This is a genomic window from Priestia sp. FSL P4-0332 (assembly GCF_038005845.1).
Classification (GTDB): Bacteria; Bacillota; Bacilli; order Bacillales; family Bacillaceae_H; genus Priestia.
The window spans coordinates 2620189-2644098 of sequence record NZ_JBBOUA010000001.1 but is presented as its reverse complement, the minus strand read 5'-3'; the positions used below and the strand labels follow the sequence as shown (position 1 = coordinate 2644098).

Sequence of the window (23910 nt, the reverse complement as noted above, 5' to 3'; positions counted from 1 at the left end):
AGAGACAAAGGAAGTGTCATAATGACGGAAACTGTTCAGTTAATTAAAAAGCTTGTTTCGATTCCCAGTCCTTCTGGAAATACAGAAAAGGTAATTTCATTTGTCGAAGACTATGTAAAAGAGCTAAATATTCAAACGTATCGCAATCGAAAAGGAGGCTTAGTCGCTACTATTCCCGGTAAAGATACAGATCACCACCGCATGCTGACGGCTCATGTCGATACATTAGGTGCTATGGTAAAAGAAATCAAACCGAGTGGACGTCTGAAAATCGACCTGATTGGAGGGTTTCGCTACAATTCTATTGAAGGAGAATATTGTGAAATTGAAACTTCATCAGGAGAAGTATTTACAGGAACCATCCTTATGCATCAAACATCTGTTCATGTGTATAAAGATGCAGGGAAAGCTGAGCGGAATCAAGAAAATATAGAAATTCGACTGGATGAAAAAGTACATAGCGCAGAAGATATTCGCAGCCTTGGAATTGAAGTCGGCGACTTTGTTTCGTTTGATCCTCGTGTAGAAATAACAAAAAGCGGTTTTATTAAATCTCGTCATCTCGATGATAAAGCAAGCGTAGCTTTATTGCTTCAGCTCATGAAAACAATTCAAGAAGAACAGATCGAACTGCCATACACTACGCACTTTCTCATTTCAAATAATGAAGAAATTGGGTACGGAGGAAATTCCAACATTACGCCTCAAACAGTAGAATACTTAGCGGTTGATATGGGTGCTATGGGAGATGGACAATCTACTGATGAATACACCGTGTCTATTTGTGTAAAAGATTCAAGCGGCCCATATCATTACGGTTTGAGAAGGCATTTGGTGGAGCTAGCTAAGCAGCATGATATTCAGTACAAATTAGATATTTATCCGTTTTACGGATCAGATGCTTCTGCTGCTATTCGTGCCGGACACGATATCGTACACGGCTTAATTGGTCCAGGAATTGATTCTTCTCATGCGTTTGAGAGAACGCATCAAGATTCATTGAATCATACGTATAAGCTTCTTTATTACTATGTGCAGTCGAACATGGTTCTGCTTTAAGAAAGGAATATTTAATTAATGTATTTTTATGCAAAATAAAGAACAGGACGGGATTGTGATGTCTGTCCTTTCCTTTCCTAAAAAAGAAGCCGGCTGTCCGGCTTCTTTTTTTAATAAATACTATATATTTTTTTACTGGTGAAGCAACAGTGGGTTAAAAAAGCACCTTTTTTAAAGAGGTACAATACTGCTTAAACCTTTTGTACATTGTGTTCATTTACAGAAGTTAAAATGTTTTTAAATTTTTAAAAGTTTCTTGTGACAAGTTTTGTAGAATGGGTTTTCAAAAGGAAATGGTTTCAGCATAATGTGGATATAGCGATCACTACAATAATCGGAGGCGAATCTTTTCATGTGGGTACTGACGGTATATGCTGGAAAAGAAATGAAAATGTTTGAATTTGAAACTGAAAAACAGGCGAGAGAAGCTTTTGCTAAAACAAATGGCTGTAAAGTTCTTTCAGAAGTTGTGTATTATAATGATCCTCATTTAACATTAGTAGCTATATAATGAAAAAACAAGAGCTGATTTTATGCTCTTGTTTTTTTATAGATACTTGTATCTTCCGAAAAGAATAGAGTTGAAATAAAAAAAAATGTACGCTATGATATGGTAGTTACTTCTATTATTCTGATAGTTTAAAAGGTTCATATATATCAAACAGCAACAGTAAAGATGCCAAGAAGGCTTAATAGGGAAACTGGTGAAATGCCAGTACTGTCCCCGCAACTGTAAGTGTGGACGAACGAGTATAACCACTGTGAAAAAATCACGGGAAGGTTTTCAAGTAGAATGATACACAAGTCAGGAGACCTGTCTTTATTGTGAAGTTTCTATTTCTCCGGGGAGCGGGAAGGGAAACGTTGGCTTAAAGTGGCATTCGTGTACACTCTTATTCTGACGTTTTACCCGCTCGCATATTAGCGAAGTGGGTTTTTCTCATATCCTAAAACTACATATCGTGCAAAAAAGGTGCGCAATGTTCACATTGCGTTAAATGGGAAGTCTGGTGTAAAGCCAGCGCGGTACCCGCCACTGTGAAGAGGAGCTGATTGCATATGCCACTGTATTCGGGAAGGCGCAATCAAGTGATGAATCGAAGTCAGGAAACCAGCCTTTTTCTAATGCGAAGCTTACCCTACGGGATATAGGTGGAAGTGCAAAAACTTAGTTTGAATTTTCTGCGCCTCTATCATTGATAGAGGCGCTTTTTTTAGTAAAGGAGCGAATGAGTGTGACGACGTGGAACTTAAATGGAACAAAACATCACGTATTGATTTGTAATGGAAGCAGCTGTATGAGAAAAGGTGGAGAAGAAGCCACGCAGGCTATTCGAAATAAAGTGACGGAACTGGATTTGGATGAAACGGTTCATACAACGCGTACGCGCTGTAACGGACGATGCAAAGATGCTCCTGTAGCTATCGTCTATCCTTCAGGAGATTGGTACAAGCAGGTCACTGAAACCGTGGCTCACCGGATTGTCAAAGAGCATTTAGCAGGAGGCTGCAGTATAAAGGAATCGCTTATTTATGAATGTGATCAAAATGGTTTCGTTTCTCCGGAAAACAGTGACTCCATAGAAGGAATTGACAAAGTAAAAAGTAACGCATAAAGGAGGAGCTAGCATGAAAGGTAAACTGTTAGTTATTGGATTTGGGCCAGGAAGCTTTGAACATATTACACAGCGAGCAAGAGAAGCCATTCAAGAAAGTGATATGATCATCGGTTATAAAACCTATGTGGAACTAATTCAAGGACTGTTAACGAATCAGCAAATTATTAGTACGGGAATGACCGAAGAAGTAAGCCGTGCACAAGAAGCTGTAAAGCAAGCTGAAGCGGGCAAAACCGTAGCTGTCATTTCAAGCGGAGATGCAGGAGTATACGGAATGGCAGGCCTTGTGTATGAAGTGTTGATTGAAAAAGGCTGGAAAAAAGAAACGGGCGTAGAGATGGAAGTAATTCCTGGCATTTCGGCTATTAATTCATGCGCATCTCTCCTTGGAGCGCCCGTGATGCACGATGCTTGTACGATTAGTTTAAGTGACCACCTTACGCCTTGGGAGCTAATCGAAAAAAGAATTGAAGCAGCTGCACAAGCAGATTTCGTAGTGGCTTTTTACAACCCAAAAAGCGGAAGACGAACAAGACAAATTGTTGAAGCGCAAAGGATTCTATTAAAGTACCGTTCCCCTGATACGCCTGTTGGTCTTGTTAAAAGCGCTTATCGTGACCGTGAAGAAGTCGTAATGACCAACTTAAAAGACATGTTAAACCATGAAATAGGCATGCTGACTACCGTTGTTGTCGGAAATTCATCTACATTCTTTTACGACGATTTAATGATTACACCGCGAGGATATCAGCGGAAATATACCCTCAACCAAACGGAGCAGCCGCTAAGACCGCATCAGCGACTTCGAAAAGAAGCAGAACCATGGGCTCTCGATCAAGAAGAGACTGTAAAGCAAACAGCTTCAGCTATTGAAGCAGTTCAGAACACAAGAGAAGAAAAAGCAACTTCACGAGCTCTTGCAGAAGAAGCGCTTCAAGCAATTTTAGGTGAATCCACTTCTGCGGTCGTACACCAGCCAATCGAGTCTATCTTTGAAGTAGCAGTTAGTCCAGGACTTGCAAATAAGAAATTCACGCCTGTTCAAATGACAACACTAGCGGAAGTTGTTGGTGAAAAAGGTACGATGGAGTATACACCTGACCATCAAATTAAACTGCAAATTCCAACGGCCCAGCCGGATATAATCATTAAAAAGCTCCAAGCAGCTTCCTTTTTACTATCTCCGGTCGGAGACGTGTTCACAATCAAAGCGTGTGATTTTTGCGATGGAGAAAAAAGCGATGCTATTCCACATACGGAAGAATTACAAAAGCGCCTCGGGGGAATGGACATGCCAAAAGAGCTGAAGCTTGGTATCAATGGATGCGGTATGGCTTGTTACGGCGCTGTTCAAGAAGATATCGGCATTGTCTATAGAAAAGGTGCGTTTGATTTATTTTTAGGAGCTAAAACGGTTGGACGCAATGCGCATTCAGGTCAAATTGTGGCGGAAGGCATAGCACCCGATGACATTGTTGAAATAGTGGAGAACATTATCCATGAATATAAAGAAAAAGGTCATCCTAATGAGCGATTTCATAAATTCTTTAAGCGTGTGAAGAACGTTTATGGATTCGACTATCAAGATATAACACCAAAAATAAAAGTAGAACCAGCTCCGTGTGGAGATTAAAAAATAGGAGGACATTATATGAAATCAGTTTTATTTGTTGGTCATGGAAGCAGAGATCCTGAAGGGAACGATCAAATTCGCGAATTTATTTCGACTATGAAGCATGATTGGGACGCATCTATTTTAGTAGAAACGTGTTTTCTAGAGTTTGAACGTCCAAATGTAAGTCAAGGTATTGATACATGTGTGGCAAAGGGAGCACAAGATGTAGTTGTAATTCCAATTATGCTTTTGCCTGCTGGCCACTCTAAAATACATATTCCGGCGGCTATAGATGAAGCTAAGGAAAAATATCCACACGTAAACTTCGTATACGGACGTCCCATTGGCGTTCATGAGGAAGCCCTTGAAATTTTAAAAACGAGATTGCAAGAATCAGGAGAGAATTTAGAAACTCCAGCTGAAGACACGGCTGTTATTGTCTTAGGGCGAGGAGGAAGTGATCCTGATGCAAACAGTGATTTATATAAAATTACGCGCCTTCTTTGGGAAAAAACAAATTATAAAATCGTCGAAACTTCTTTTATGGGCGTGACCGCACCACTGATTGATGAAGGCGTGGAGCGATGTTTGAAATTGGGCGCTAAAAAAGTGGTTATTCTCCCGTATTTCTTATTTACAGGAGTATTAATTAAGCGATTAGAAGAAATGGTGAAGCAGTATAAAATGCAGCATGAAAACATTGAGTTTAAGCTAGCCGGCTATTTCGGTTTTCACCCAAAACTGCAGACAATTTTAAAAGAACGTGCTGAAGAAGGATTAGAAGGTGAAGTGAAAATGAACTGCGATACGTGTCAATATCGCCTCGGCATTATGGAGCATATTGATCACCACCATCATCACGATCATGACCATCATCACGATCATGACCATGATCACGGACACCATCACCACGATCACCATCACGACCATCAACACCGTGAAGATAAGGTCGGCGAGCTAAAATGATTTTATTGTTAGCCGGAACTAGCGATGCACGTGCATTAGCCGTGCAAGTGAAAAAAGCAGGTCATGAGGTTACGGCAACGGTTGTAACCGAAAACGCAGCTATCGAATTACAGCGTGCAGAAGTGAAAGTGAAAATTGGACGTCTCACAAAAGAAGATATGACGGATTTTGTAAACGAACATCGTGTAAAAGCTATTGTGGATGCAAGTCATCCTTTTGCGGAAGAAGCATCTAAAAATGCTATCGGTGCGGCTGCTGAAACAGCGATTCCTTACATACGCTATGAGCGGGCTTCGCAGGCTTTTACCTATGATAATATGACGATGGTTTCTACGTATGAAGAAGCAGCAGAAGTAGCAGCTGAGAAAAAAGGAGTTATTATGCTGACAACAGGCAGCAAGACGCTGCAGGTTTTTACAGAAAAGCTGCTTCCTCTTTCAGATGTACGGCTTGTTGCTCGTATGCTTCCAAGGCTGGATAATATGGAAAAGTGCCAGCAATTAGGATTTTCGCAAAAAAATATCATTGCTATTCAAGGGCCGTTTACAAAAGAGTTTGATCGAGCGCTGTATAAGCAATACGGAGTGACAGTCATGGTCACAAAAGAAAGCGGAAAAGTTGGATCTGTGGATGAAAAAGTGGAAGCAGCTAAAGAGTTAGGCTTAGATATTATTATGATTGGGCGACCGAAAATTGAGTATGGGACCGTGTATTCCACGTTTGAAGAAGTGGTTCATGCTTTAGTAAACCAAACTAGGAGTTGATTGAGATGGATTTTCGTACAGAATTTAAACCGTTAACTGTTCAGCCTCAGCAAATTGAAGGAAAAAGTTTTGAAATGATTACAGAAGAGCTTGGGCCTCATCCGTTTACAGACGAACAGTACCCAATTGTTCAGCGCGTAATTCATGCGTCTGCAGACTTTGAGCTTGGACGCAGCATGCTGTTTCATCCGGATGCGATTCAAGCAGGAATTAAAGCCATTCGCAGCGGCAAGCAAGTGGTTGCAGATGTACAAATGGTGCAAGTAGGAACAAACAAGCAGCGAATTGAAAAACACGGCGGTGAAATCAAAGTTTATATTTCAGATCCGGACGTAATGGAAGAAGCAAAGCGCTTAAATACAACGCGTGCAATTATTTCTATGCGAAAAGCCATCAAAGAAGCAGACGGAGGAATTTTTGCAATTGGGAACGCACCCACAGCTTTACTTGAATTAATTCGTTTGATTAAAGAAGGAGAAGCGAAGCCTGGGCTTGTTATTGGTCTGCCGGTAGGATTTGTTTCAGCAGCTGAATCTAAAGAAGAACTTGCAAAACTTGACGTGCCGTTTATTACAAACATCGGGCGAAAAGGCGGCAGTACGGTAACGGTTGCTGCATTAAATGCAATTTCAATTCTTGCAGATCAGGTGTAACGCATGAAGGAAGTACCAAAAGAACCTAAGAAACTCAGAGAAGGCTATACGACGGGCGCTTGTGCAACGGCAGCTACGAGAGCAGCTCTGCTTACGCTAATTTCAGGAGAAGTGCAAGATGAGTCAACGATTTACTTACCTGTCGGCCGCTTTGCTACATTTCATCTTGAAGAATGCGAGTACCGCACAAGCAGCGCTGTAGCTAGCATCATTAAAGATGCTGGAGACGATCCCGATGCCACGCACGGAGCGCTGATTATTTCTGAAGTTTCGTGGTGTAATGGTGCAGACATTATCATTGATGGAGGAGTGGGAGTAGGGCGTGTGACAAAGCCCGGCCTCCCAGTTCCTGTCGGTGAGGCAGCCATTAACCCTGTTCCAAGAAAGATGCTGAAAGAAACGGCTGAGCAGCTTCTAGCTGAATACAATATACAAAAAGGCGTTAAGATTGTCATCTCGGTTCCTGAAGGAGAAGAAATGGCGAAAAAGACATTAAATGCGCGTCTAGGTATTTTAGGAGGCATTTCGATACTGGGGACGCGGGGGATTGTCGTTCCGTTCTCAACAGCTGCTTATAAAGCAAGTATCGTGCAGGCCATCAGCGTTGCTAAAGCGAGTAATTGTGAGCACGTTGTCATTACGACAGGGGGCCGAAGCGAAAAGTATGGAATGAAACAGTTCCCTGAACTTCCGGAAGAAGCATTTATCGAAATGGGAGATTTTGTTGGATTTACTTTAAAACAATGTAAAAAGCAAGGAATGAAAAAAGTGTCGCTCGTAGGCATGATGGGAAAGTTTTCAAAAGTCGCGCAAGGCGTTATGATGGTTCATTCAAAAAGTGCACCCATTGATTTTAATTTTTTAGCAAAAGCGGCTTCTGAGTCAGGCGCTTCTGCTGAACTGGTAGAAGAAATAAAAGGTGCAAACACAGCTTCTCAAGTGGGAGATTTAATGACGCAAAGCGGTCATCATCAGTTTTTTGAAAAACTGTGCGAGTACTGCTGTTTATCAGCATTAAAGGAAGTAGGGGACGGAATCGATGTCGATACGTCTCTTTACACATTAAAAGGAGATTTTTTAGGACAGGCGGTGCAACATGGCAATTAAAATTATTGGAATTGGTGACGATGGGAAGTTAAGTTTGCTTCCTATGTATGAACAGTGGGTGTATGAAAGTGATGTGCTAATTGGAGGAAAGCGTCAACTGGATTTTTTTCAAGATTTCGAAGGAGAAAAAGTAGCGATTGAAGGGGGGCTTTCTCCTCTTGTTGAACGTTTAAAAAACGAAGAAGGAAATGCGGTTGTGTTAGCCTCAGGCGACCCGTTATTTTACGGAATTGGGAGCTATCTTTCTACGAAGCTAGACGTTGAAATATATCCTTATTTAAGTTCTATTCAGCTTGCATTCTCACGTCTAAAAGAGCGATGGCAAGACGCTTATTTTACAAGCGTGCACGGCAGAAGCATGAAGGGACTGGCTCAGCGAATTGACGGCTATAAAAAAGTGGCGATTTTAACCGATGAGCAAAATTCTCCTAGTGCTCTGGCAAACTACTTATTATCATTCGGCATGACAGAATACAAGATGTTTGTGGCAGAGAACCTAGGTGGAGAAACGGAGCGCTGTCAGCTGCTTTCGCTGGAAGAGGCGGCGAATCAACTCTTTTCTCCGCTTAATGTCGTGATATTAAAGCAGGTAGAAAAGAGCCCAGTCTGGCCTCTTGGAATAGAGGACGATGAATTTATTCAACGCAAGCCGGACAAAGGACTTATTACCAAAAAAGAAGTTCGTACACTTAGTATTAGCGCCCTGCAGCTAAAGAGAGACAGCGTCGTATGGGATATCGGAACATGTACGGGTTCAGTCGCAATTGAAGCGGCTAAAATTGCGCGTGAAGGACAAATTTTTGCCGTGGAAAAAAATGAAGCAGACTTAGAAAACTGCAGGGAAAATCTAGCGAAATTTCGAGTAGATGCCCACACTGTGCACGGAAAAGCACCGGAAGGACTCAATGAGTTTGCTGATCCTGATGCGGTGTTTATTGGAGGTACAGCAGGAGGCATGGAAACAATTTTAGATGTTTGCTGCAGTCGATTAAATTCAGGAGGGCGCATCGTATTAAATGCCGTAACGATTGAAAATTTAGCAGAAGCGATGAAAGCTTTTAAAGAACGAGGCTTTGAGACTGCTGTTACCCTTGCACAAATTTCGAGAAGCAAGCCCATTTTACATTTAACGCGATTTGACGCTTTAAACCCCATTTATATTATTACAGCCAGAAGAGGAGAATGAATATGATTGGAACATTGTACGGACTTGGAGTTGGACCGGGAGATCCAGAACTTATTACAGTAAAAGCATTTCGTAAATTAAAAGAATCACCTGTTATTGCGTATCCTAAAAAGCAAAAAGGAAGCAAAAGCTATGCCCAAAAAATTATTGATGTCTATTTCAGTGCAAATGAAAAAGATATGCTTGGCCTTGTGTTTCCAATGACAAAAGATCCTGCTATTTTGGAAAGAAAATGGACCGAAACGGTAGAACGAGTATGGGAAAAGCTCGAGGAAGGAAAAGATGTAGCATTTGTCACAGAGGGCGACCCTATGCTTTACAGTACGTTTATTCACATGATGCGCCTGATGCAAGAACGTCACCCTGAAGCTCCGATTCAAGTAATTCCTGGTATTTCATCCATTAATGGAGCTGCATCTCGTTTAGGTATTCCGTTAGCAGACGGTGATGAACACGTAGCAATTGTTCCTGCTCGTGAAGATTATGAAACAATGAAAAAAGTATTAATGGAAAACGACTGCGTCATTTTTATTAAAGTGGCCAAAGTCATCGATTTTATGGTTGGTCTTTTAAAAGAGCTTGATCTGCTTGAAAAAGCGTCAGTGGTGACAAAAGTAACGTCAGATGAAGAAATTATCTGGAAAGCTTCAGAACTAGAAGGAGCCGATTTACAATACTTAACGCTAATGGTGGTGAGAAAATGAAGTTATACATAATCGGAGCTGGACCCGGAGATCCAGATTTAATTACCGTAAAAGGCTTAAAATTACTTCAGCAAGCAGATGTTGTCTTGTACGCTGACTCACTGGTAAGTCAAGAGCTAGTTGCTAAGTCTAAACCAGGAGCTGAAGTGTTAAAAACAGCGGGTATGCATTTAGAAGAAATGGTCGGTACGATGCTTGATCGCATGCGTGAAGGAAAAATGGTTGTAAGAGTTCATACCGGAGATCCTGCTATGTACGGAGCCATTATGGAACAAATGGTACTTTTAAAAAGAGAAGGCGTTGATATTGAAATCGTTCCGGGCGTCAGCTCCGTATTCGCTGCTGCAGCAGCGGCTGAGGCAGAATTAACCATTCCAGATTTGACTCAAACGGTTATTTTAACTCGTGCTGAAGGAAGAACGCCTGTGCCTGAGTTTGAAAAATTAACCGATTTAGCAAAACATAAATGTACGATTGCGTTATTTTTAAGCGCGACGCTCACAAAAAAAGTAATGAAAGAATTTATAAACGCCGGTTGGAGTGAGGATACGCCGATTGTAGTAGTCTATAAAGCAACGTGGCCAGATGAAAAAATTGTTCGCACAACGGTAAAAGACCTCGATGACGCTATGCGAACAAACGGCATTCGCAAGCAGGCGATGATTTTGGCAGGCTGGGCACTTGATCCACACATTCATGACAAAGATTATCGTTCAAAACTTTATGATAAAACATTTACCCATGGCTTTCGAAGAGGAGTGAAGTCGGAATGATTCAACTCCAAGAAGGAAGAAAAGCCCTCATTACACAGCGCGGGGATTATGCTGTCGTGGCCATCACGAAGCACGGCGTAGAAATTGCAAGAAATCTAGGCCGCACTTTTCAGCAGTCTGATGTGTATTACATGAGCAAGTTTGAAAAAGGAGACGAACAAGAGCAGAACATTCAGCTGTTTTCAGGAAGCGTTCGGATGCTTTTGCCTTCTCTTTTTGAATCATATAAAGGACTTATTATTATTATCTCACTGGGAGCAGTTGTACGTATGATTGCACCTATTTTAAAAGATAAGAAAACGGATCCTGCGGTTGTTGTCATTGATGATAAAGGCGAAAATGTCATCAGCGTGCTTTCAGGTCATATCGGAGGAGCAAATGAGCTTACGCGTGAAGTTGCGGCAGCTCTTGAAGCTCATCCTGTTATTACAACAGCATCCGATGTGCAAAAAACAATTCCGGTTGATTTATTTGGTAAGCGCTTTGGATGGGTGTGGGAATCAGCAGAAAAACTAACGCCTGTCAGCGCTTCTGTGGTGAATGAAGAAGAAATAGCAGTGGTTCAAGAATCAGGTGAAAAGAACTGGTGGCATTATGAGCACCCTGTTCCAGTTAACATTAAAACATATTCATCGATTCAGACAGCTCTTGAAGCATCGCCACATGCTGCTTTGGTCGTAACGCATCGCAATTTAAAAAAAGAGGAAGAAGCAATCTTAGAAAACGGTGTTCTTTACCGGCCAAAAGTATTAGCGATTGGGATGGGATGCAATCGAGGGACAAGTACAGCTGAAATTGAAACCGTTATTGAAAAAACGCTTGCTGAACTTCAGTTTTCAATGAAAAGTGTAAAAGCATTATGTACAATAGAGTTAAAGAAAGATGAAGAAGGGCTGTTAGAAGTGGCGTCTAAGTACGGCTGGGAGTTTGTCTATTATTTGCCCCAAGAGCTAAACAGCATAAGTATCCAACAGCCTTCAGATACTGTCTTTAAATATACAGGTGCATATGGCGTTAGTGAACCTGCTGCTATGTTATACAGCGGTGCTGATAAGCTTGAACTTGTGAAGAAAAAGTCAGGGAATGTAACCATTTCAGTGGCACTTATTCCATATGACTAAAGGAGAGAACAACATGTCAAACAGAAGACTCGTCATTGCCGGTACCGGAAGTGGCGTAGGGAAAACAACCCTTACAATCGGGCTGATGGCAGCATTAAGACAAGCCGGTTACAGAGTTCAAGGGTTTAAATGCGGACCCGATTATATTGATCCAACGTATCATACGGCTGTTACAGAACGAACGTCTCGAAATATAGACAGCTGGATGCTTGAACACGATATGGTTAGAGAAATTGTCGCTCGTACTAGTGAAGATGCTGATATTTCCATCATGGAAGGAGTTATGGGATTTTTCGATGGGAAAAATCCGTTAACGAATGAAGGAACAACAGCAGAAATCAGCTTAATCACCAATAGCCCTGTCCTTTTAGTTGTCAACTGTGCTAGTATGGCTAGAAGTGCAGCGGCGATTGTAAAAGGGTTTCAGCAATTTTTACCCGAAGCGAACATCGTCGGGGTGATTGCTAACCGGGTTGGAAGTGAAGGACATTATAAACTTGTTAAGGCAGCGATTGAGCAGGAATGTCATATCCCTGTAGTAGGCTACTTGAAAAGAAACGATGATCTTACGATTCCTGAACGTCACCTCGGGCTCATTCCGTCGATTGAACGAGGAGAGTTAACACCGTTTTTTGAACAGTTAGGAAAGCTTGTTCATGATACAATTGATATCGAAAAAGTATATGAACTGGCTTTAGCTCCTAAAATAGAAATTAATGATCCTATCTTTACAAAGCCGTCCGTACCTCAAGTGAAAATTGCTGTAGCGAGAGATGCGGCTTTTAACTTTTATTATGAAGAAAATTTCGAATTGTTAAAAGCTTACGGAGCAGAGCTTGTAGAATTTTCGCCTTTAAAAGGAGAAACGGTTCCGCAAGATGCTGACGGTCTTTATATAGGAGGCGGATTTCCAGAAGAATTTGCTGAAACGCTGGCTCAGCAAATCGACGTTAAAAATTCTGTTCGAGCAGCCATCCAAAAAGGAATTCCTACGCTTGCTGAGTGCGGAGGCTTTATGTTCTTAACAGATGCTATTGTCACAACAGATGATACATGCCATGAAATGGTGGGGCTTATTCCCGGACAAGTAAGAATGCAGACAAAATTAGCTGCTTTAGGATACCGAGAAGTGACGGGAAAGCCGGGGAATTTTTTATTTAAAGGCGATATACGAGCTAAAGGCCATGAATTTCATTATTCAACCTTTCATTCAGAGAAAGAGTTTTCGCCTGCCTATGATACAAAAGGGATGCGAGGAATGAAAGAAGAAGGCTATATGAACAATAATTTAATTGCCGGCTATACGCACTTTCATTTCGGCTCTTCTACGGAGATGGTAGAAAACTGGGTGGAACAGTGTAAAGCGGTAAAAAAAGAAAGAAGAGATGCCGTGTGACAGTTGGAAAAGTATATTTAGTAGGAGCCGGACCAGGAGATCCGAAGCTAATAACCGTATATGGAATGGAGTGTATTCAAGAAGCAGATGTTATTTTATATGACCGCTTAGCCAACGAACAGTTGTTAAACTATGCTAAAAAAGATGCGGAGCTTATTTTTTGCGGGAAATTACCGGGCAAGCACGGAGTCATCCAAGATCGTATCCACGAACTGCTTGTTGAAAAAGCACTTCAAGGAAAAGTAGTGACGCGCTTAAAAGGAGGCGATCCTTTTGTGTTTGGCCGCGGAGCAGAGGAAGCTGAAGTACTTGCTACTCAAGGAATTCCTTACGAAGTCGTTCCTGGTATCACCTCAGGAATTGCAGCTCCAGCTTATGCAGGAATTCCGGTTACCCATAGAGATCATGCCACTTCTTTTGCGATTGTAACGGGTCATGGAAGAGAAGAAAAAGGAAAAGATTATTTAAACTGGTCAGCGCTTGCTCAAGGAATAGATACAATTGCGTTTTATATGGGTGTTGGAAATTTACCTCATATATGCAAGCAGTTGATGGACCATGGACGAGATAAACATACGCCAGTAGCGCTTGTCCAATGGGGAACGACGAAGTATCAGCGCACCGTAACGGGAACGCTTGCCACAATCGAAGAAATAGCAAAAAAAGCAGAAATTGCTCATCCTGCCATCGTGCTTGTAGGTGAAGTAGTGACAATTAGAGAAAAAATAAAATGGTTCGAAGAAAGAGCGGAAAATATTCTGCTTTAATGTTAAAAGGAGGAGACAATATGACGATTATCTCACAGCTAAAAGAACGAAGAGCGATACGAGATCATGAAGCACGTGAAGTGGAGCAAGAGAAAATCGAACAGCTGCTTGAAGCAGCGACGTGGGCTCCAAATGACCGAATGAGAGAGCCTTGGAGCTTTTATGTGATTCAAGGAGAAGCAAAAAAGAAGTATGAAGAACTGGCTGAAGCTTATTTAAAGGAGCGCTTTCCTACAAAGCCTCATTTAGTAGAAAGTTCGTTAAAAGCAGTAAAAAATACGCCTGTACATATCGTCGTAACAGCTGACATAGTTGAAGGAGACGAAGAAGCCACTGAAGACAACAAATATGCGGTTTCATGCGCGATTCATTCCATGTGGCTAGCAGCTAAAGAACTAGGTCTTGGATTCGTTTGGAGAACAAGAGGCGTTGGTCTTGTTCGAGACGAGAGGCTGTATGAGTTTATCGGCAAGCCTTCAGGTAAAGTCGTAGTAGGAAACGTATTTCTAGGCTATCCAAATGAAGAGTCTCTTACAAAAATGAAAGAGCCTGCTAGAACACCGTTTACAGAAAAAACAACATGGCTGTAAACTGAAATTCTAAGAAAAAGAGGTTTTTAGATTGAAAGACAAACGGGGTCTTACGTTAATTTATACCGGAGACGGTAAAGGAAAAACAACCGCTGCTTTAGGTCTTGCGTTGCGCGCTACGGGACGCGGACAAAAAGTATTAATGATTCAATTTATTAAATCTCCTCAGCGTACATATGGCGAAAAGCTGATGTTTGACAGAATAGGAATTGAAATGATTCAAACAGGAGTGGGCTTTACGTGGACAAAAACACCGCCTGAACATCGCGAAGCTTTGCAAAAAGCTTGGGCGCTAACGAAGGAAAAAGTCTTCTCGAACGAATATGATGTAGTTATTTTGGACGAGTTAAATAATGCACTGGCTATCGAGAAATTTCCTATTGATGATGTGCTACCGCTACACGAAGTAATTGACCTTATTCAAAAGCGCCCTGAGCATATGCATTTGGTCATTACCGGGCGTTCTGCCAAAAAAGAAGTGATGGATGCAGCAGATCTTGTGACGGAAATGAAGCCTCATAAACATTATTATGATGAAGGAATTCCTGCTGTAAAAGGAATTGAATTTTAAAAAGCCCTCAGTGAAGAGGGCTTTTTTTATTGAGCAGGGGCATCTACTTTTTCAGCTTGCCAGTAAAATTGGCTAATGACATCAGACAGTGCTTTTGCTGTGTTGGTTAACTCGTCAAAGTTATTATCAACTCCGCCCACTTCAATTAAAATCGCATTTTTAGAAACATCTTGGTTATATACACCGTTACCGCTGGATTTGTTTTTGCCAATAACTCCGCGGCTTAACCCAGGATATTTCTTTTCAAGACCTTCATGAAGCGCTTTTGCCATCTTTAAGTTTTGTTCAAAATTTTGATTCGCTTTCCCTAAAACAAACACAACTTTTGCATACGATTTATTGTTAATCTTAATGGTTGTATTATCTTTTCGAAGCGAATCTCGGTGCAAATCGATAAAGTAAGTTAAATCTCTATTCTCAGTCATCGCCGTTTCAATTACTGTACGAGACATGGCATACGATTGGTTGGTGTTCCAACCTTTTTCTTTTAATTTCTGTCCAATATTGGTTTGATCTACTTCTGTTCCAATTCCCTGAGCCTCTAAATCTTTTCCTAGCATATTTGCGACTATATTAATATTGGTTTTGCTATCTACAGCTTTATTAGCATCTGGATCACCTTCAAGTCCTAACAGAGGCAAGTAAGATTCCCAGCTGTGCGTATGATAAATATAAAATACCTTTTTTCCGCCAGTTGTATTATTATTTGGAGCATTCGTACCATTGTTTTCTTTAGGTTGCTGAACTTTTGTAGTAGAATTTCTTTCTTTTAGCGTTTCATCTAACGGCGGTGCAGATTCTCTAGGGAAGTTTGTGAAATTTGTGCCTTCACCGGCGATGATAATATTGGAGTCATAAATACTGAATCCAGGAAGTTCTGAACCAAACAAGCTTCTCGCGTCTTCTGCTCGAATACTTGTTGATAACTCTAGCAGTGTAGAAGAAAGACCTGGAGGCGAGTAATTTTTATCAAAAGCCGTTGAAAAATGATGATTTTCCTGGCTCATCAAATAATAAAGGCTTTCTGCTTTATGCCTCGATAACGTTTGATAGACAATAGAAGAATTGAACTGTTCTTTAAATGCTGAGTAGCTCACTAGAACAATGATAGATGATGTCATTAAAACAATGGATAAAATAACAAGAACCATCTTATATGTTAACACTACAAAATTGGCGCGATTACTAGATTTCAATGGCGAAATCTCCTCTCTATGTCAGCATCAGGCTAATAGGTATGAAGGACTTTGCTAATCTAGTAATGATTATATGAATGGAGACTTCTAATTATGATAAGCATTTAATAGAGAAAGTAGTCTTCAAAATCAAAAAAGAAGAATCACGCGAGATATAATCTCATATTCTCCGTGATTCTTCTTCAAATAGACGTCGGATGGCTTCGCCTTTTGGAGTGAGGCTGAATCCTTTTTTCTCTTTTTTTAGCAGCTGATAGTTTTGTAATTCTTGTAAATACGTAACGATGCGCTTGCGCTTTACGGAACTTAACAATCCAAATGCGGGTATTTTATCGAGCTCTTTTTGACGAATGCTGTTAGTAGAAACACCTTCTAAAATTTGTACGTAACTCTGCTGAGTTTCCGTGTTCTTTAAGGTATCTATAAGTGTTAGTAACTGTAGCATTTGGTTTGAATCAAAAGTTATTTGACCGATTTTTAGCGGAGTCGAAAGCAGATCCTGACGCTCCTTATGAAGTTCATTTTCTATCTTAGCGCTTATTTCTGTCAGTTTCTTTTCTATTTCGTTTGGATCCATACAACATGTAAATTTGTTTGTTTCCTGCAGCAGGGTGACATCTGGAAAATTCCATTGTGAAAACCATTGAATGGAACCAACTTCGAGCTTTGCATTCGGTGTTTTTACTTGTAATACCTTTTGAATGAAGGAAAGAAAGGGATCGTTTTCCTGTAAAACTTGTCTTTGATTAAGTTGATAAGTGGTTAGGCTGCACAATTTGTCTTGGATTTCTTTGATGTGCACTTCATGATGCTTTAAAAGACTTTTCCATTTAAAAAAGACCAGTAGTTTTTGAATCACTTCTTCATTTTCATCTATAATCTCTTCGAACTGCCGCTGAGTTGTAGCTAAGCGTTTCGCTGCTAGCACTACATTATACTCATCATCGAGTGAAATAGCATCATTTGCAACATCATATGTTACGGCGAGACCTCTGTTTTCTGAAGTTAAGCGAATGATCTCTTTTTCTCCGTGAACAGTTAATACCGTATCTTCCGTATCTGAAAATCCTCTCTCAAAGGCGGTGTAAGGAAGAGATCGAAAAGGTCTCATAATGATTTCAATCCGATTGCGCCAAAAAGCAATTTGCTCAGGGTTTTTCATAATAAAAAGCAAAGGTGATTTTTTTGATTGTTCAATTGCTTCAATCACATCTGCATTTCGATGATAAAGGGAAATGAGCGGATGTTTGAAGAAACACTTATTAATATGTTGAATCCATTCTTCTTTGGAAGAATCATGTATCCTAGCGCAAAACATGTAATCTTTCATAATACTTCCGAGGTAGTTTTCCAACTCATTTTTAGTTAAAACCGTAAAATCTTGAGAATAAAACTCATCATGATGAATAGGAATGCCGCGATTCTTATTATATTCTTTCCATAGAAATGAAGTTGGTTTCCAAAAGTGAGGATAAACGTCTTCATTTTTATCAATTGCGACGGGAAAACCGCCCCTATGACTTCCATATAAGAACGTTTGAAAAAGGACTATATCTTCTTGAGATAACTCATTCATTGCTCGCTCAAAGTAGTCATTTAAACGTCCAAGTAGCCCTTTAGTATGTTTACTTCCTACGGACCGAATCGATTTATTTTTGCGTCCGAGCGGAAGGAATGTTAAGTGGTTGTAAGCTGTAAAATCAACAGGCAAATTTTCTGGTAAAGTCATTTGTCTAACTCCTTTCATTTATTGAGTATTCTACCTATTAAAGAAGAGAAGAAAAAGTTTTAGTGTGTCTTGAATATAAGAGTTATTTTTTAAAATTTTCTGTTAATTAATCTGTAGAAATCAAGAAAAGGGATTCAAAGTAATTTTGAATGGGTATAGTAATAAAAATTTTGACACATATTATCGAATATATATGAATGTTGTCAAAAAAAACAACAAAAGTGATGATTCATCCAAAGGAGGAAGCTTATGGAGAATAAAGGTCCGTTTAAAAAGACGATATCCCTATTAGATTTAACATTGATTGGATTAGGGGCTATTTTTGGCTCCGCTTGGCTGTTTGCCGTTAGCAATGTCGCTACGCAAGCCGGTCCTGCAGGAAGTTTTTCTTGGGTTATTGGTGGAGTTATTATTTTATTAATAGGCCTTGTATACGCTGAGCTAGGGGCTGCCTTGCCTCGTACAGGAGGAATTATTCGATATCCTGTTTATTCACACGGTCATCTTGTAGGCTATATGATTTCATTTATTACTATTGTAGCGTACACTAGCCTAATCGCTATCGAAGTAACAGCTGTGAGACAGTATGTGGCCTACTGGTTTCCAGGTTTAACAAAATCTGGATCTGATTCACCGACGATATCTGGATGGATTCTACAATTTGTGTTGCTTTGCTTATTCTTTTTACTCAATTACTGGAGTGTAAAAGCATTTGCGAAATCGAATATTATTATTTCTATTTTTAAATATTTTGTGCCGCTTACAGTAATCGTAACGCTGGCATTTTATTTTAAGTCAGGAAACTTTACGATGGGAGAGTTTGCTCCCGGGGGGTTTGATGGTATCCAGGCCGCCATTGCCACAGGCGGGGTTATGTTTGCCTACTTAGGCCTTCATCCAATTGTATCGGTAGCTGGAGAGGTGAAAAATCCTCAGCGTAATATTCCAATTGCTCTTGTGATTTGTATCATTCTAGCAGCTCTCATTTATACTGCTCTACAAGTATTATTTATCGGAGCTATTCCATCTGACATGATTAAAGGCGGTTGGTCCGGCATTCAAGATAAATTCTCACTGCCATTTAAAGACATCGCTGTTGTTCTTGGTCTTGGGTGGCTAGCAACACTTGTTATTTTAGACGCCATTTTATCACCAGGTGGTAACGGTAATATTTTTATGAATACAACATCTAGACTTATCTATGCTTGGTCTCGTAACGGTACGCTATTTAAAACGTTTGCTCATGTGGATAAAAAAACAGGGATTCCTCGATCATCTCTATGGCTTTCATTAGGACTTTCGATTTTTTGGACACTGCCATTTCCTTCATGGAATGCACTCGTAAACGTATGCTCTGTTGCGCTTATTCTTTCTTACGCAATTGCACCAATTTCATCAGCGGCCTTTATGGTGAACGCAAAAGATTTGGAAAAGCCTTTTAAATTAAGAGGAATGAGTATAATTGGTCCATTATCCTTTATTTTTGCTTCCTTTATTGTCTACTGGTCAGGATGGAAGACTATTTCATGGCTGTTAACTTCTCAATTGGTTATGTTTGTTATATATTTGATTTTTGCTAAATATGTGCCTAAAAACGAAGTAAGTCTTCGTCAGCAGATTAAATCAACTTGGTGGTTAGTTTCTTATTATATCATCATGCTCTTTATTTCTTATATTGGTTCGTTCGGCGGAGGAAAGGGTTTGATCGATACGCCTGTAGACTTAATTATCATAGCGGTCGTATCTCTTGGGATTTATTATTGGGCTAAATATACGGGCCTTCCAAAAGCGCTTATTGATTACGATCACCATCCTGAACAGGAAGAAAAAGCACCTGTATAACCTGTAAAGCAGCGATATTCGCTGCTTTTTTCTATGTTATTTGAACATGAATTTCTAAAGTTTGTCGTATAATTTAGTAGGAAAGAAGGAATTAGCACATTATTGTTTAATTAATGTAATGTAACCGTTTTAAATCCAACGCTTGGAGGAAGAGTATGATTGAAAAAATAATAAATTCACTTCGAAAGCGGCTGTGGGAAAACAATAATGTTATAGAAGTGTGTAAAAATGAAGGAGAAGTATACAGAACCACTTGTACTTTTTTTGATGGAGTAAGCAAGAATCAACTGAATGTTTTTGAAGAAGAAATGCATGTATCACTTCCTGAAGACTACAAGCAGTTTTTGCAGCTAACAAATGGGTGTAATTTGTTCATTGATGCTGACAAAAAAATAGCAGGGAATCTTTATAGCTTAGAAGATGTAAGAGAAACAGCTTATAAAAGTCAGAGTCTCTATATGACAATTGGGTCTGTTGGAGAAGAAGAGATTATCATTGACTCCAAAAAATCAGCGCACCCTGCATATATAATAGTAAAAAAGCGGAACGCATCGTTTCAAGATGCACATGTATTACATATGAATTTTCAGAAATGGCTGGATTGTTTTATAGTGAGTCAAGGGAATTGTTTTTGGCACTGGAATGAGCTTTGTAATAAAGTTCATTCAACGGACAAAAAGACGACGGCTCAATAATATTATCTTCTCGAACTTAAAAGCAGAGCGTATAATCGTTCTGCTTTTTGTATAGTCATTATAAGCTAGAACAGCGCAGCGATTCTAAAAGGTTATGAGTATGATTGTATAGAAATTGTCTAATGTCTGAGTTGTTGATAAGTTTGGTCCTAAAGCATTAGTCACTCCAGGTCTTGTGCTCGTTATCCTATCTCTTGTACTTTTTAGTCAACTCGCTGCTTCTACGAGTGTAGCTTATGTTGTTGCGCTACACGTGATGATGTTGATTGGTACTTCTATGGTGACGATGCCTGCACAGACTACCGGGTTAAATCAGCTCCCTAAGCAGCTGTATCCTCATGGCACAGCAATAATGAATACATTACACCAAGTGTCCGGAGCAATTGGAACTGCGCTATTTGTCAGTATTATGTCTTCTGGAAAAGAGAGTTACGTAAAAGGGGTAAATGAACCAAATACAGCTTTAGCAAAAGTGAATGGACTGATTTCCGGATTGCAGCAAGCATTTTTTATTGCTACTATCGTTGGAGTGATTGCCCACGTCTTATCTTTTTTTCTAAAACGAACTCAAGCTCCAGAAAATTCTTCGACAGGAGTTCCTATCACATAAACGAGCACACTAGTGTGCTCGTTTATTTATATAGAAGGAAGACGTTCCCAACCGTATGCTTCGTCTTCAACTTTAGTTTCTCCAAACTGACTTGTGCGATTCAAGATTTTTTTGCCGCCTGATTTTTTATAAAACTGAACGGCTTTCTTATTTTTCTTCATAGCCCAAATAATCATAGACGTATATTGCTGATCAGCAAATTCTTTTACTGAATGAGAAAATAGAAGGTGACCAATTCCTTGGTTTTGCACTTCCTTGCAAACGTATAGCGCGTATATTTCAGCACAGGACAAATGAGGCTTACCTGCTGAAAAGCCGACAATCTTTCCTCGTTCATCGATAGCGAGCAAGATAAAATGAGAAGGCTCGGTAAGAAAAAGGGACCATTTTTCTGTACTTTGTTTATAAGATAAGCTTTTTAAATAAGCATCAGGTACTAATCCTTTGTATGTAATGCGCCAGCTGTCAACGTACAGACGGGCAACAGAAGGGATGTGAGAGGAAGTAGCTTTAATAATTTTCATTAAAAAATCTCCTTTTTAAAAATATTAAGGCATATAGTATACCTTTCAGCCTAAGAATATTATGAAAAATAGATCATAATTTTCCAGTAATTCATAAAATGGTAAAAAAGGTGGTGTTCATTCTCACTCTATCACGGTAAAGTGAGAATATACATTTGTTTTGTTGTTTTAATTTTTGCTATATGTATAATGTCTAACGATCTATTTGTTATTCACCTTTACTAGTCTATCAAATAGTTTTGTTAAAGCCAAAGGGGCATAGGGTAAGTAATGTCAATTCAGCTGCGTTTTATTTTAACGTATATCAGTATTGTGTTTGTCTTTATTATTTTGCTTTTTTTATCGGGCTTTCTCATTTTCTTCTCCATTACTGGAGACGCCGATTTTGTAAGAAAACTGTACAGTCACTCCTATGAGTATAAATTGTTAACGCCAGAAGAAGAAAATGCATTCTTAGATTTAAAGTTATTGAGTGAAGAAAAACCGGAGCAGCTGCTGCGGCCGGAGACGGTTAAAAAATATGAATTTGAAAATATTGATATTGTGATTCAAAAAAATACAGAGGTTGTATATGCTTCAGAATCCATTAAAGGAGAAAACCTCCGTAAATACTTGCCAAAGCATCAAAAAAGTAAAGGAAATCATTCGTATCAGCAGGACATGCTGCGCATAGGCAAGCAGTACTTTACATATATCAACCTTGATTTTCCTTTCTTAAATCAAGAAAAAGGAAGCATTTACGTTTTGCGAAAAATCAGCCCTTATGTAGGCATTATTAATCGAATTTTCCCTTTTTTAATCTTTCTACTATTAATTTTAGTAATTGTGATTATTGGATTTTTAAACTATCTTGTTTCAAGAAGCATTATTAAACCCATTCGTGAATTAAAAGAAGCGGCTGAAAAAATAAAACAAGGTGATCTTCACTTTGAGATCTCTGCTAATTCAAAGGATGAAATAGGCGAATTAACGCAAGCTTTTGAAGAAATGAGGCAAAAACTAAAATCTTCTGTTGAACTGCAAATTCAATATGAAGATAATCGAAAGCAGCTGCTTTCAAGTATTTCACACGATTTACGAACTCCTATTACTTCCATTGTAGGATATGTAGAAGGAATTCAAGATGGAGTAGCTAATACGCCAGATAAGCTTTCTAAATATTTGTTAACGATTTCAACGAAAGCAAAAGACATGAATGCGTTAATCGATGAGCTGTTTTTATTTTCTAAATTGGATTTGCACGAAATTCCATTTGTGTTTAAAAAACTTAATATTTCTGCATTTATGGAAAGTTATGTGCAAGAGCTTCAGTTTGAAATGAGCGAACATGATATTGATGTTTTATTTTCTAATGATTCTCTAACGACGCTGTATGCAAAGGCAGATGCTGAGCAGCTGCGAAGAGTTTTAATAAATTTAACAACCAACAGCATTAAATTTATGGATAAAGAAAGAAGAAGAATCGATATCGTTCTTTCTGCTACCGAAAGTGAACTCATTATTGAAGTGAAAGACAATGGCGCAGGGATTTCATCGGAAGCATTAGCGCATATTTTTGACCGGTTTTATCGAGCAGAACAGTCCCGCAATAGCAATACTGGAGGAAGTGGACTTGGACTGGCCATTGCAAAACAAATTGTTGAACGCCACGGGGGAGACATCTGGGCATTAAGTAAGCTTGGCGAAGGAACAAGTATTTTCTTTTCTTTGCAAAAAATGAATGAAAATGGTGATACACATGAAGAAGATATTGTTAATTGAAGATGAAGTAAGTATTGCTGAATTGCAAAGAGATTATTTAGAAATTAACGATTTTGAAATAGACGTTCAATATAGCGGTGATAAGGGATTAGAAAAAGCGTTAAATGAACATTTTGATCTGGTTATTTTGGATATTATGCTCCCTAAAGTGAGCGGATTTGAAGTGTGTAAGCAAATTCGAGCTGCAAAAGATATTCCAATCATTTTAGTTTCAGCTAAAAAAGAAGAAATCGATAAAATTAGAGGGCTCGGGCTAGGTGCAGATGACTATATTACCAAGCCATTCAGCCCTGGGGAGCTGGTCGCAAGAGTCAAAGCGCATTTAGCGAGATATGAAAGACTCTCTGATAAGCAGGAAAAGCGTATGATTCGTATTCATGGCTTAGCGATTGACAGGCTCGCTAGAAGAGTATTTGTCAATGATAAAGAAGTGTTTTTTACAGCGAAGGAATTCGATTTGCTGAAGTTTATCGTTTCTCATCCAAATCAAGTATTAAGTAAAGAACATCTATTTGAAAAAATTTGGGGATTTGATTCTTCAGGAGACATTTCAACCGTAACAGTTCACATTCGAAAACTAAGAGAAAAGTTAGAAGAAAACCCAGCAGATCCTCAGTACCTAGAAACGGTTTGGGGAGCAGGGTACCGGTTTAATATTTAAA

24 protein-coding genes and 2 riboswitches are annotated in these 23910 nt (G+C 39.5%); of the genes, 21 read left to right on the top strand and 3 right to left on the bottom strand.

Features of this window, described 5'->3' with window-relative positions; translation table 11 throughout:
* Positions 1 to 21 precede the first annotated feature (21 nt).
* From MKY06_RS13415 to cobO, 16 genes are all read left to right on the top strand, one after another.
* Positions 22 to 1059: a M42 family metallopeptidase gene (locus MKY06_RS13415; RefSeq protein WP_029322135.1), complete on the top strand. Its 1038-nt coding sequence runs from the start codon at positions 22 to 24 to the stop codon at positions 1057 to 1059.
* Between the two features lie 352 nt (positions 1060 to 1411).
* Positions 1412 to 1570, top strand: coding sequence for a hypothetical protein (locus MKY06_RS13410; RefSeq protein WP_013057318.1), 159 nt, complete (start codon positions 1412 to 1414; stop codon positions 1568 to 1570).
* Between the two features lie 146 nt (positions 1571 to 1716).
* A riboswitch (cobalamin riboswitch) is annotated at positions 1717 to 1895 on the top strand.
* A 118-nt stretch (positions 1896 to 2013) separates the two neighbouring features.
* Positions 2014 to 2193, top strand: a riboswitch (cobalamin riboswitch).
* A 101-nt stretch (positions 2194 to 2294) separates the two neighbouring features.
* Positions 2295 to 2675 carry a (2Fe-2S) ferredoxin domain-containing protein gene (locus MKY06_RS13405; RefSeq protein WP_013057317.1) on the top strand — a complete coding sequence of 127 codons (381 nt, stop codon included), beginning with the start codon at positions 2295 to 2297 and terminating at the stop codon, positions 2673 to 2675.
* Positions 2676 to 2688: 13 nt separating this feature from the next.
* Entirely contained in the window at positions 2689 to 4311 is a 1623-nt protein-coding gene (cobJ, locus tag MKY06_RS13400) for a precorrin-3B C(17)-methyltransferase (RefSeq protein WP_172738301.1), read from the top strand.
* Between the two features lie 18 nt (positions 4312 to 4329).
* On the top strand, positions 4330 to 5259 hold the full coding sequence (locus MKY06_RS13395) for a sirohydrochlorin chelatase (protein WP_029322131.1): 930 nt from the start codon (positions 4330 to 4332) through the stop codon (positions 5257 to 5259).
* Positions 5256 to 6023 (top strand): precorrin-6A reductase, encoded by a 768-nt coding sequence (gene cobK / locus MKY06_RS13390; RefSeq protein WP_029322129.1) that lies wholly within the window; start codon positions 5256 to 5258, stop codon positions 6021 to 6023. The genes MKY06_RS13395 and cobK overlap by 4 nt, the downstream gene beginning before the upstream one ends.
* A 5-nt stretch (positions 6024 to 6028) precedes the next feature.
* Complete coding sequence (locus tag MKY06_RS13385) at positions 6029 to 6676, top strand: precorrin-8X methylmutase (RefSeq protein WP_013083415.1); 648 nt, start codon at positions 6029 to 6031, stop codon at positions 6674 to 6676.
* A gap of 3 nt (positions 6677 to 6679) precedes the next feature.
* The gene (locus tag MKY06_RS13380; protein WP_028413119.1) at positions 6680 to 7783 is read left to right on the top strand and encodes a cobalt-precorrin-5B (C(1))-methyltransferase; all 1104 of its coding nucleotides are present in this window, start codon (positions 6680 to 6682) and stop codon (positions 7781 to 7783) included.
* Positions 7773 to 8969, top strand: a complete 1197-nt coding sequence (gene cbiE, locus MKY06_RS13375) for a precorrin-6y C5,15-methyltransferase (decarboxylating) subunit CbiE (RefSeq protein ID WP_098287566.1) — start codon at positions 7773 to 7775, stop codon at positions 8967 to 8969. Before MKY06_RS13380 ends, cbiE begins: the two co-directional genes overlap by 11 nt.
* Positions 8970 to 8971: 2 nt before the next feature.
* Positions 8972 to 9673: a precorrin-2 C(20)-methyltransferase gene (gene cobI / locus MKY06_RS13370; protein WP_029322123.1), complete on the top strand. Its 702-nt coding sequence runs from the start codon at positions 8972 to 8974 to the stop codon at positions 9671 to 9673.
* The gene (cobM, locus tag MKY06_RS13365) at positions 9670 to 10446 is read left to right on the top strand and encodes a precorrin-4 C(11)-methyltransferase (protein ID WP_013057309.1); all 777 of its coding nucleotides are present in this window, start codon (positions 9670 to 9672) and stop codon (positions 10444 to 10446) included. Before cobI ends, cobM begins: the two co-directional genes overlap by 4 nt.
* Positions 10443 to 11567, top strand: coding sequence for a cobalt-precorrin 5A hydrolase (locus tag MKY06_RS13360; RefSeq protein WP_098277932.1), 1125 nt, complete (start codon positions 10443 to 10445; stop codon positions 11565 to 11567). The genes cobM and MKY06_RS13360 overlap by 4 nt, the downstream gene beginning before the upstream one ends.
* A gap of 13 nt (positions 11568 to 11580) precedes the next feature.
* Entirely contained in the window at positions 11581 to 12963 is a 1383-nt protein-coding gene (locus tag MKY06_RS13355; RefSeq protein WP_013057307.1) for a cobyrinate a,c-diamide synthase, read from the top strand.
* Positions 12960 to 13730 carry a uroporphyrinogen-III C-methyltransferase gene (gene cobA, locus MKY06_RS13350; RefSeq protein WP_013057306.1) on the top strand — a complete coding sequence of 257 codons (771 nt, stop codon included), beginning with the start codon at positions 12960 to 12962 and terminating at the stop codon, positions 13728 to 13730. Before MKY06_RS13355 ends, cobA begins: the two co-directional genes overlap by 4 nt.
* A gap of 20 nt (positions 13731 to 13750) precedes the next feature.
* Positions 13751 to 14320 carry a nitroreductase family protein gene (locus MKY06_RS13345; RefSeq protein WP_098277930.1) on the top strand — a complete coding sequence of 190 codons (570 nt, stop codon included), beginning with the start codon at positions 13751 to 13753 and terminating at the stop codon, positions 14318 to 14320.
* A gap of 31 nt (positions 14321 to 14351) precedes the next feature.
* A complete protein-coding gene (gene cobO, locus MKY06_RS13340; protein WP_013057304.1) occupies positions 14352 to 14891 on the top strand; it encodes a cob(I)yrinic acid a,c-diamide adenosyltransferase in 540 nt (179 codons plus the stop codon).
* A gap of 26 nt (positions 14892 to 14917) precedes the next feature.
* Here the strand turns inward: cobO and spoIIP are convergent, their stop codons facing one another.
* Both spoIIP and MKY06_RS13330 read right to left on the bottom strand, forming a co-directional pair.
* Positions 14918 to 16087: a stage II sporulation protein P gene (gene spoIIP, locus MKY06_RS13335; protein ID WP_029322119.1), complete on the bottom strand. Its 1170-nt coding sequence runs from the start codon at positions 16085 to 16087 to the stop codon at positions 14918 to 14920.
* A gap of 160 nt (positions 16088 to 16247) precedes the next feature.
* Positions 16248 to 17816, bottom strand: coding sequence for an RQC-minor-2 family DNA-binding protein (locus tag MKY06_RS13330; protein ID WP_098277929.1), 1569 nt, complete (start codon positions 17814 to 17816; stop codon positions 16248 to 16250).
* Between the two features lie 249 nt (positions 17817 to 18065).
* On the opposite strand from MKY06_RS13330, the gene MKY06_RS13325 reads away from it, so the two are divergent.
* The 3 genes from MKY06_RS13325 (at position 18066) to MKY06_RS13315 (ending at position 20963) form a co-directional block, all read left to right on the top strand.
* A complete protein-coding gene (locus MKY06_RS13325; protein WP_098277928.1) occupies positions 18066 to 19658 on the top strand; it encodes an APC family permease in 1593 nt (530 codons plus the stop codon).
* A gap of 155 nt (positions 19659 to 19813) precedes the next feature.
* A complete protein-coding gene (locus MKY06_RS13320) occupies positions 19814 to 20353 on the top strand; it encodes an SMI1/KNR4 family protein (protein ID WP_098277927.1) in 540 nt (179 codons plus the stop codon).
* Between the two features lie 175 nt (positions 20354 to 20528).
* Positions 20529 to 20963 carry a lincomycin resistance protein LmrB gene (locus MKY06_RS13315; protein ID WP_223268900.1) on the top strand — a complete coding sequence of 145 codons (435 nt, stop codon included), beginning with the start codon at positions 20529 to 20531 and terminating at the stop codon, positions 20961 to 20963.
* A gap of 26 nt (positions 20964 to 20989) precedes the next feature.
* On the opposite strand, the gene MKY06_RS13310 is transcribed toward MKY06_RS13315, so the two are convergent.
* The gene (locus tag MKY06_RS13310; protein WP_029322110.1) at positions 20990 to 21487 is read right to left on the bottom strand and encodes a GNAT family N-acetyltransferase; all 498 of its coding nucleotides are present in this window, start codon (positions 21485 to 21487) and stop codon (positions 20990 to 20992) included.
* A 270-nt stretch (positions 21488 to 21757) separates the two neighbouring features.
* On the opposite strand from MKY06_RS13310, the gene MKY06_RS13305 reads away from it, so the two are divergent.
* Positions 21758 to 23248 carry a sensor histidine kinase gene (locus MKY06_RS13305; RefSeq protein WP_098277926.1) on the top strand — a complete coding sequence of 497 codons (1491 nt, stop codon included), beginning with the start codon at positions 21758 to 21760 and terminating at the stop codon, positions 23246 to 23248.
* Positions 23226 to 23909 carry a response regulator transcription factor gene (locus tag MKY06_RS13300; RefSeq protein ID WP_035438997.1) on the top strand — a complete coding sequence of 228 codons (684 nt, stop codon included), beginning with the start codon at positions 23226 to 23228 and terminating at the stop codon, positions 23907 to 23909. The genes MKY06_RS13305 and MKY06_RS13300 overlap by 23 nt, the downstream gene beginning before the upstream one ends.
* Position 23910 lies beyond the last annotated feature (1 nt).

What these genes read in the sequence shown, in the direction of transcription:
- MKY06_RS13380 (WP_028413119.1), top strand. Translation starts at nt 6,680, where the DNA reads ATGAAGGAAGTACCAAAAGAACCTAAGAAACTCAGAGAAGGCTATACG.
- MKY06_RS13415 (WP_029322135.1), top strand. Translation starts at nt 22, where the DNA reads ATGACGGAAACTGTTCAGTTAATTAAAAAGCTTGTTTCGATTCCCAGT.
- cobM (WP_013057309.1), top strand. Translation starts at nt 9,670, where the DNA reads ATGAAGTTATACATAATCGGAGCTGGACCCGGAGATCCAGATTTAATT.
- MKY06_RS13395 (WP_029322131.1), top strand. Translation starts at nt 4,330, where the DNA reads ATGAAATCAGTTTTATTTGTTGGTCATGGAAGCAGAGATCCTGAAGGG.
- MKY06_RS13305 (WP_098277926.1), top strand. Translation starts at nt 21,758, where the DNA reads ATGTCAATTCAGCTGCGTTTTATTTTAACGTATATCAGTATTGTGTTT.
- cobK (WP_029322129.1), top strand. Translation starts at nt 5,256, where the DNA reads ATGATTTTATTGTTAGCCGGAACTAGCGATGCACGTGCATTAGCCGTG.
- cbiE (WP_098287566.1), top strand. Translation starts at nt 7,773, where the DNA reads ATGGCAATTAAAATTATTGGAATTGGTGACGATGGGAAGTTAAGTTTG.
- MKY06_RS13330 (WP_098277929.1), bottom strand. Translation starts at nt 17,816, where the DNA reads ATGACTTTACCAGAAAATTTGCCTGTTGATTTTACAGCTTACAACCAC.
- MKY06_RS13325 (WP_098277928.1), top strand. Translation starts at nt 18,066, where the DNA reads ATGGAGAATAAAGGTCCGTTTAAAAAGACGATATCCCTATTAGATTTA.
- MKY06_RS13300 (WP_035438997.1), top strand. Translation starts at nt 23,226, where the DNA reads ATGAAGAAGATATTGTTAATTGAAGATGAAGTAAGTATTGCTGAATTG.
- MKY06_RS13385 (WP_013083415.1), top strand. Translation starts at nt 6,029, where the DNA reads ATGGATTTTCGTACAGAATTTAAACCGTTAACTGTTCAGCCTCAGCAA.
- MKY06_RS13410 (WP_013057318.1), top strand. Translation starts at nt 1,412, where the DNA reads ATGTGGGTACTGACGGTATATGCTGGAAAAGAAATGAAAATGTTTGAA.
- MKY06_RS13360 (WP_098277932.1), top strand. Translation starts at nt 10,443, where the DNA reads ATGATTCAACTCCAAGAAGGAAGAAAAGCCCTCATTACACAGCGCGGG.
- MKY06_RS13345 (WP_098277930.1), top strand. Translation starts at nt 13,751, where the DNA reads ATGACGATTATCTCACAGCTAAAAGAACGAAGAGCGATACGAGATCAT.
- MKY06_RS13310 (WP_029322110.1), bottom strand. Translation starts at nt 21,487, where the DNA reads ATGAAAATTATTAAAGCTACTTCCTCTCACATCCCTTCTGTTGCCCGT.
- cobJ (WP_172738301.1), top strand. Translation starts at nt 2,689, where the DNA reads ATGAAAGGTAAACTGTTAGTTATTGGATTTGGGCCAGGAAGCTTTGAA.
- MKY06_RS13320 (WP_098277927.1), top strand. Translation starts at nt 19,814, where the DNA reads ATGATTGAAAAAATAATAAATTCACTTCGAAAGCGGCTGTGGGAAAAC.
- cobI (WP_029322123.1), top strand. Translation starts at nt 8,972, where the DNA reads ATGATTGGAACATTGTACGGACTTGGAGTTGGACCGGGAGATCCAGAA.
- MKY06_RS13355 (WP_013057307.1), top strand. Translation starts at nt 11,581, where the DNA reads ATGTCAAACAGAAGACTCGTCATTGCCGGTACCGGAAGTGGCGTAGGG.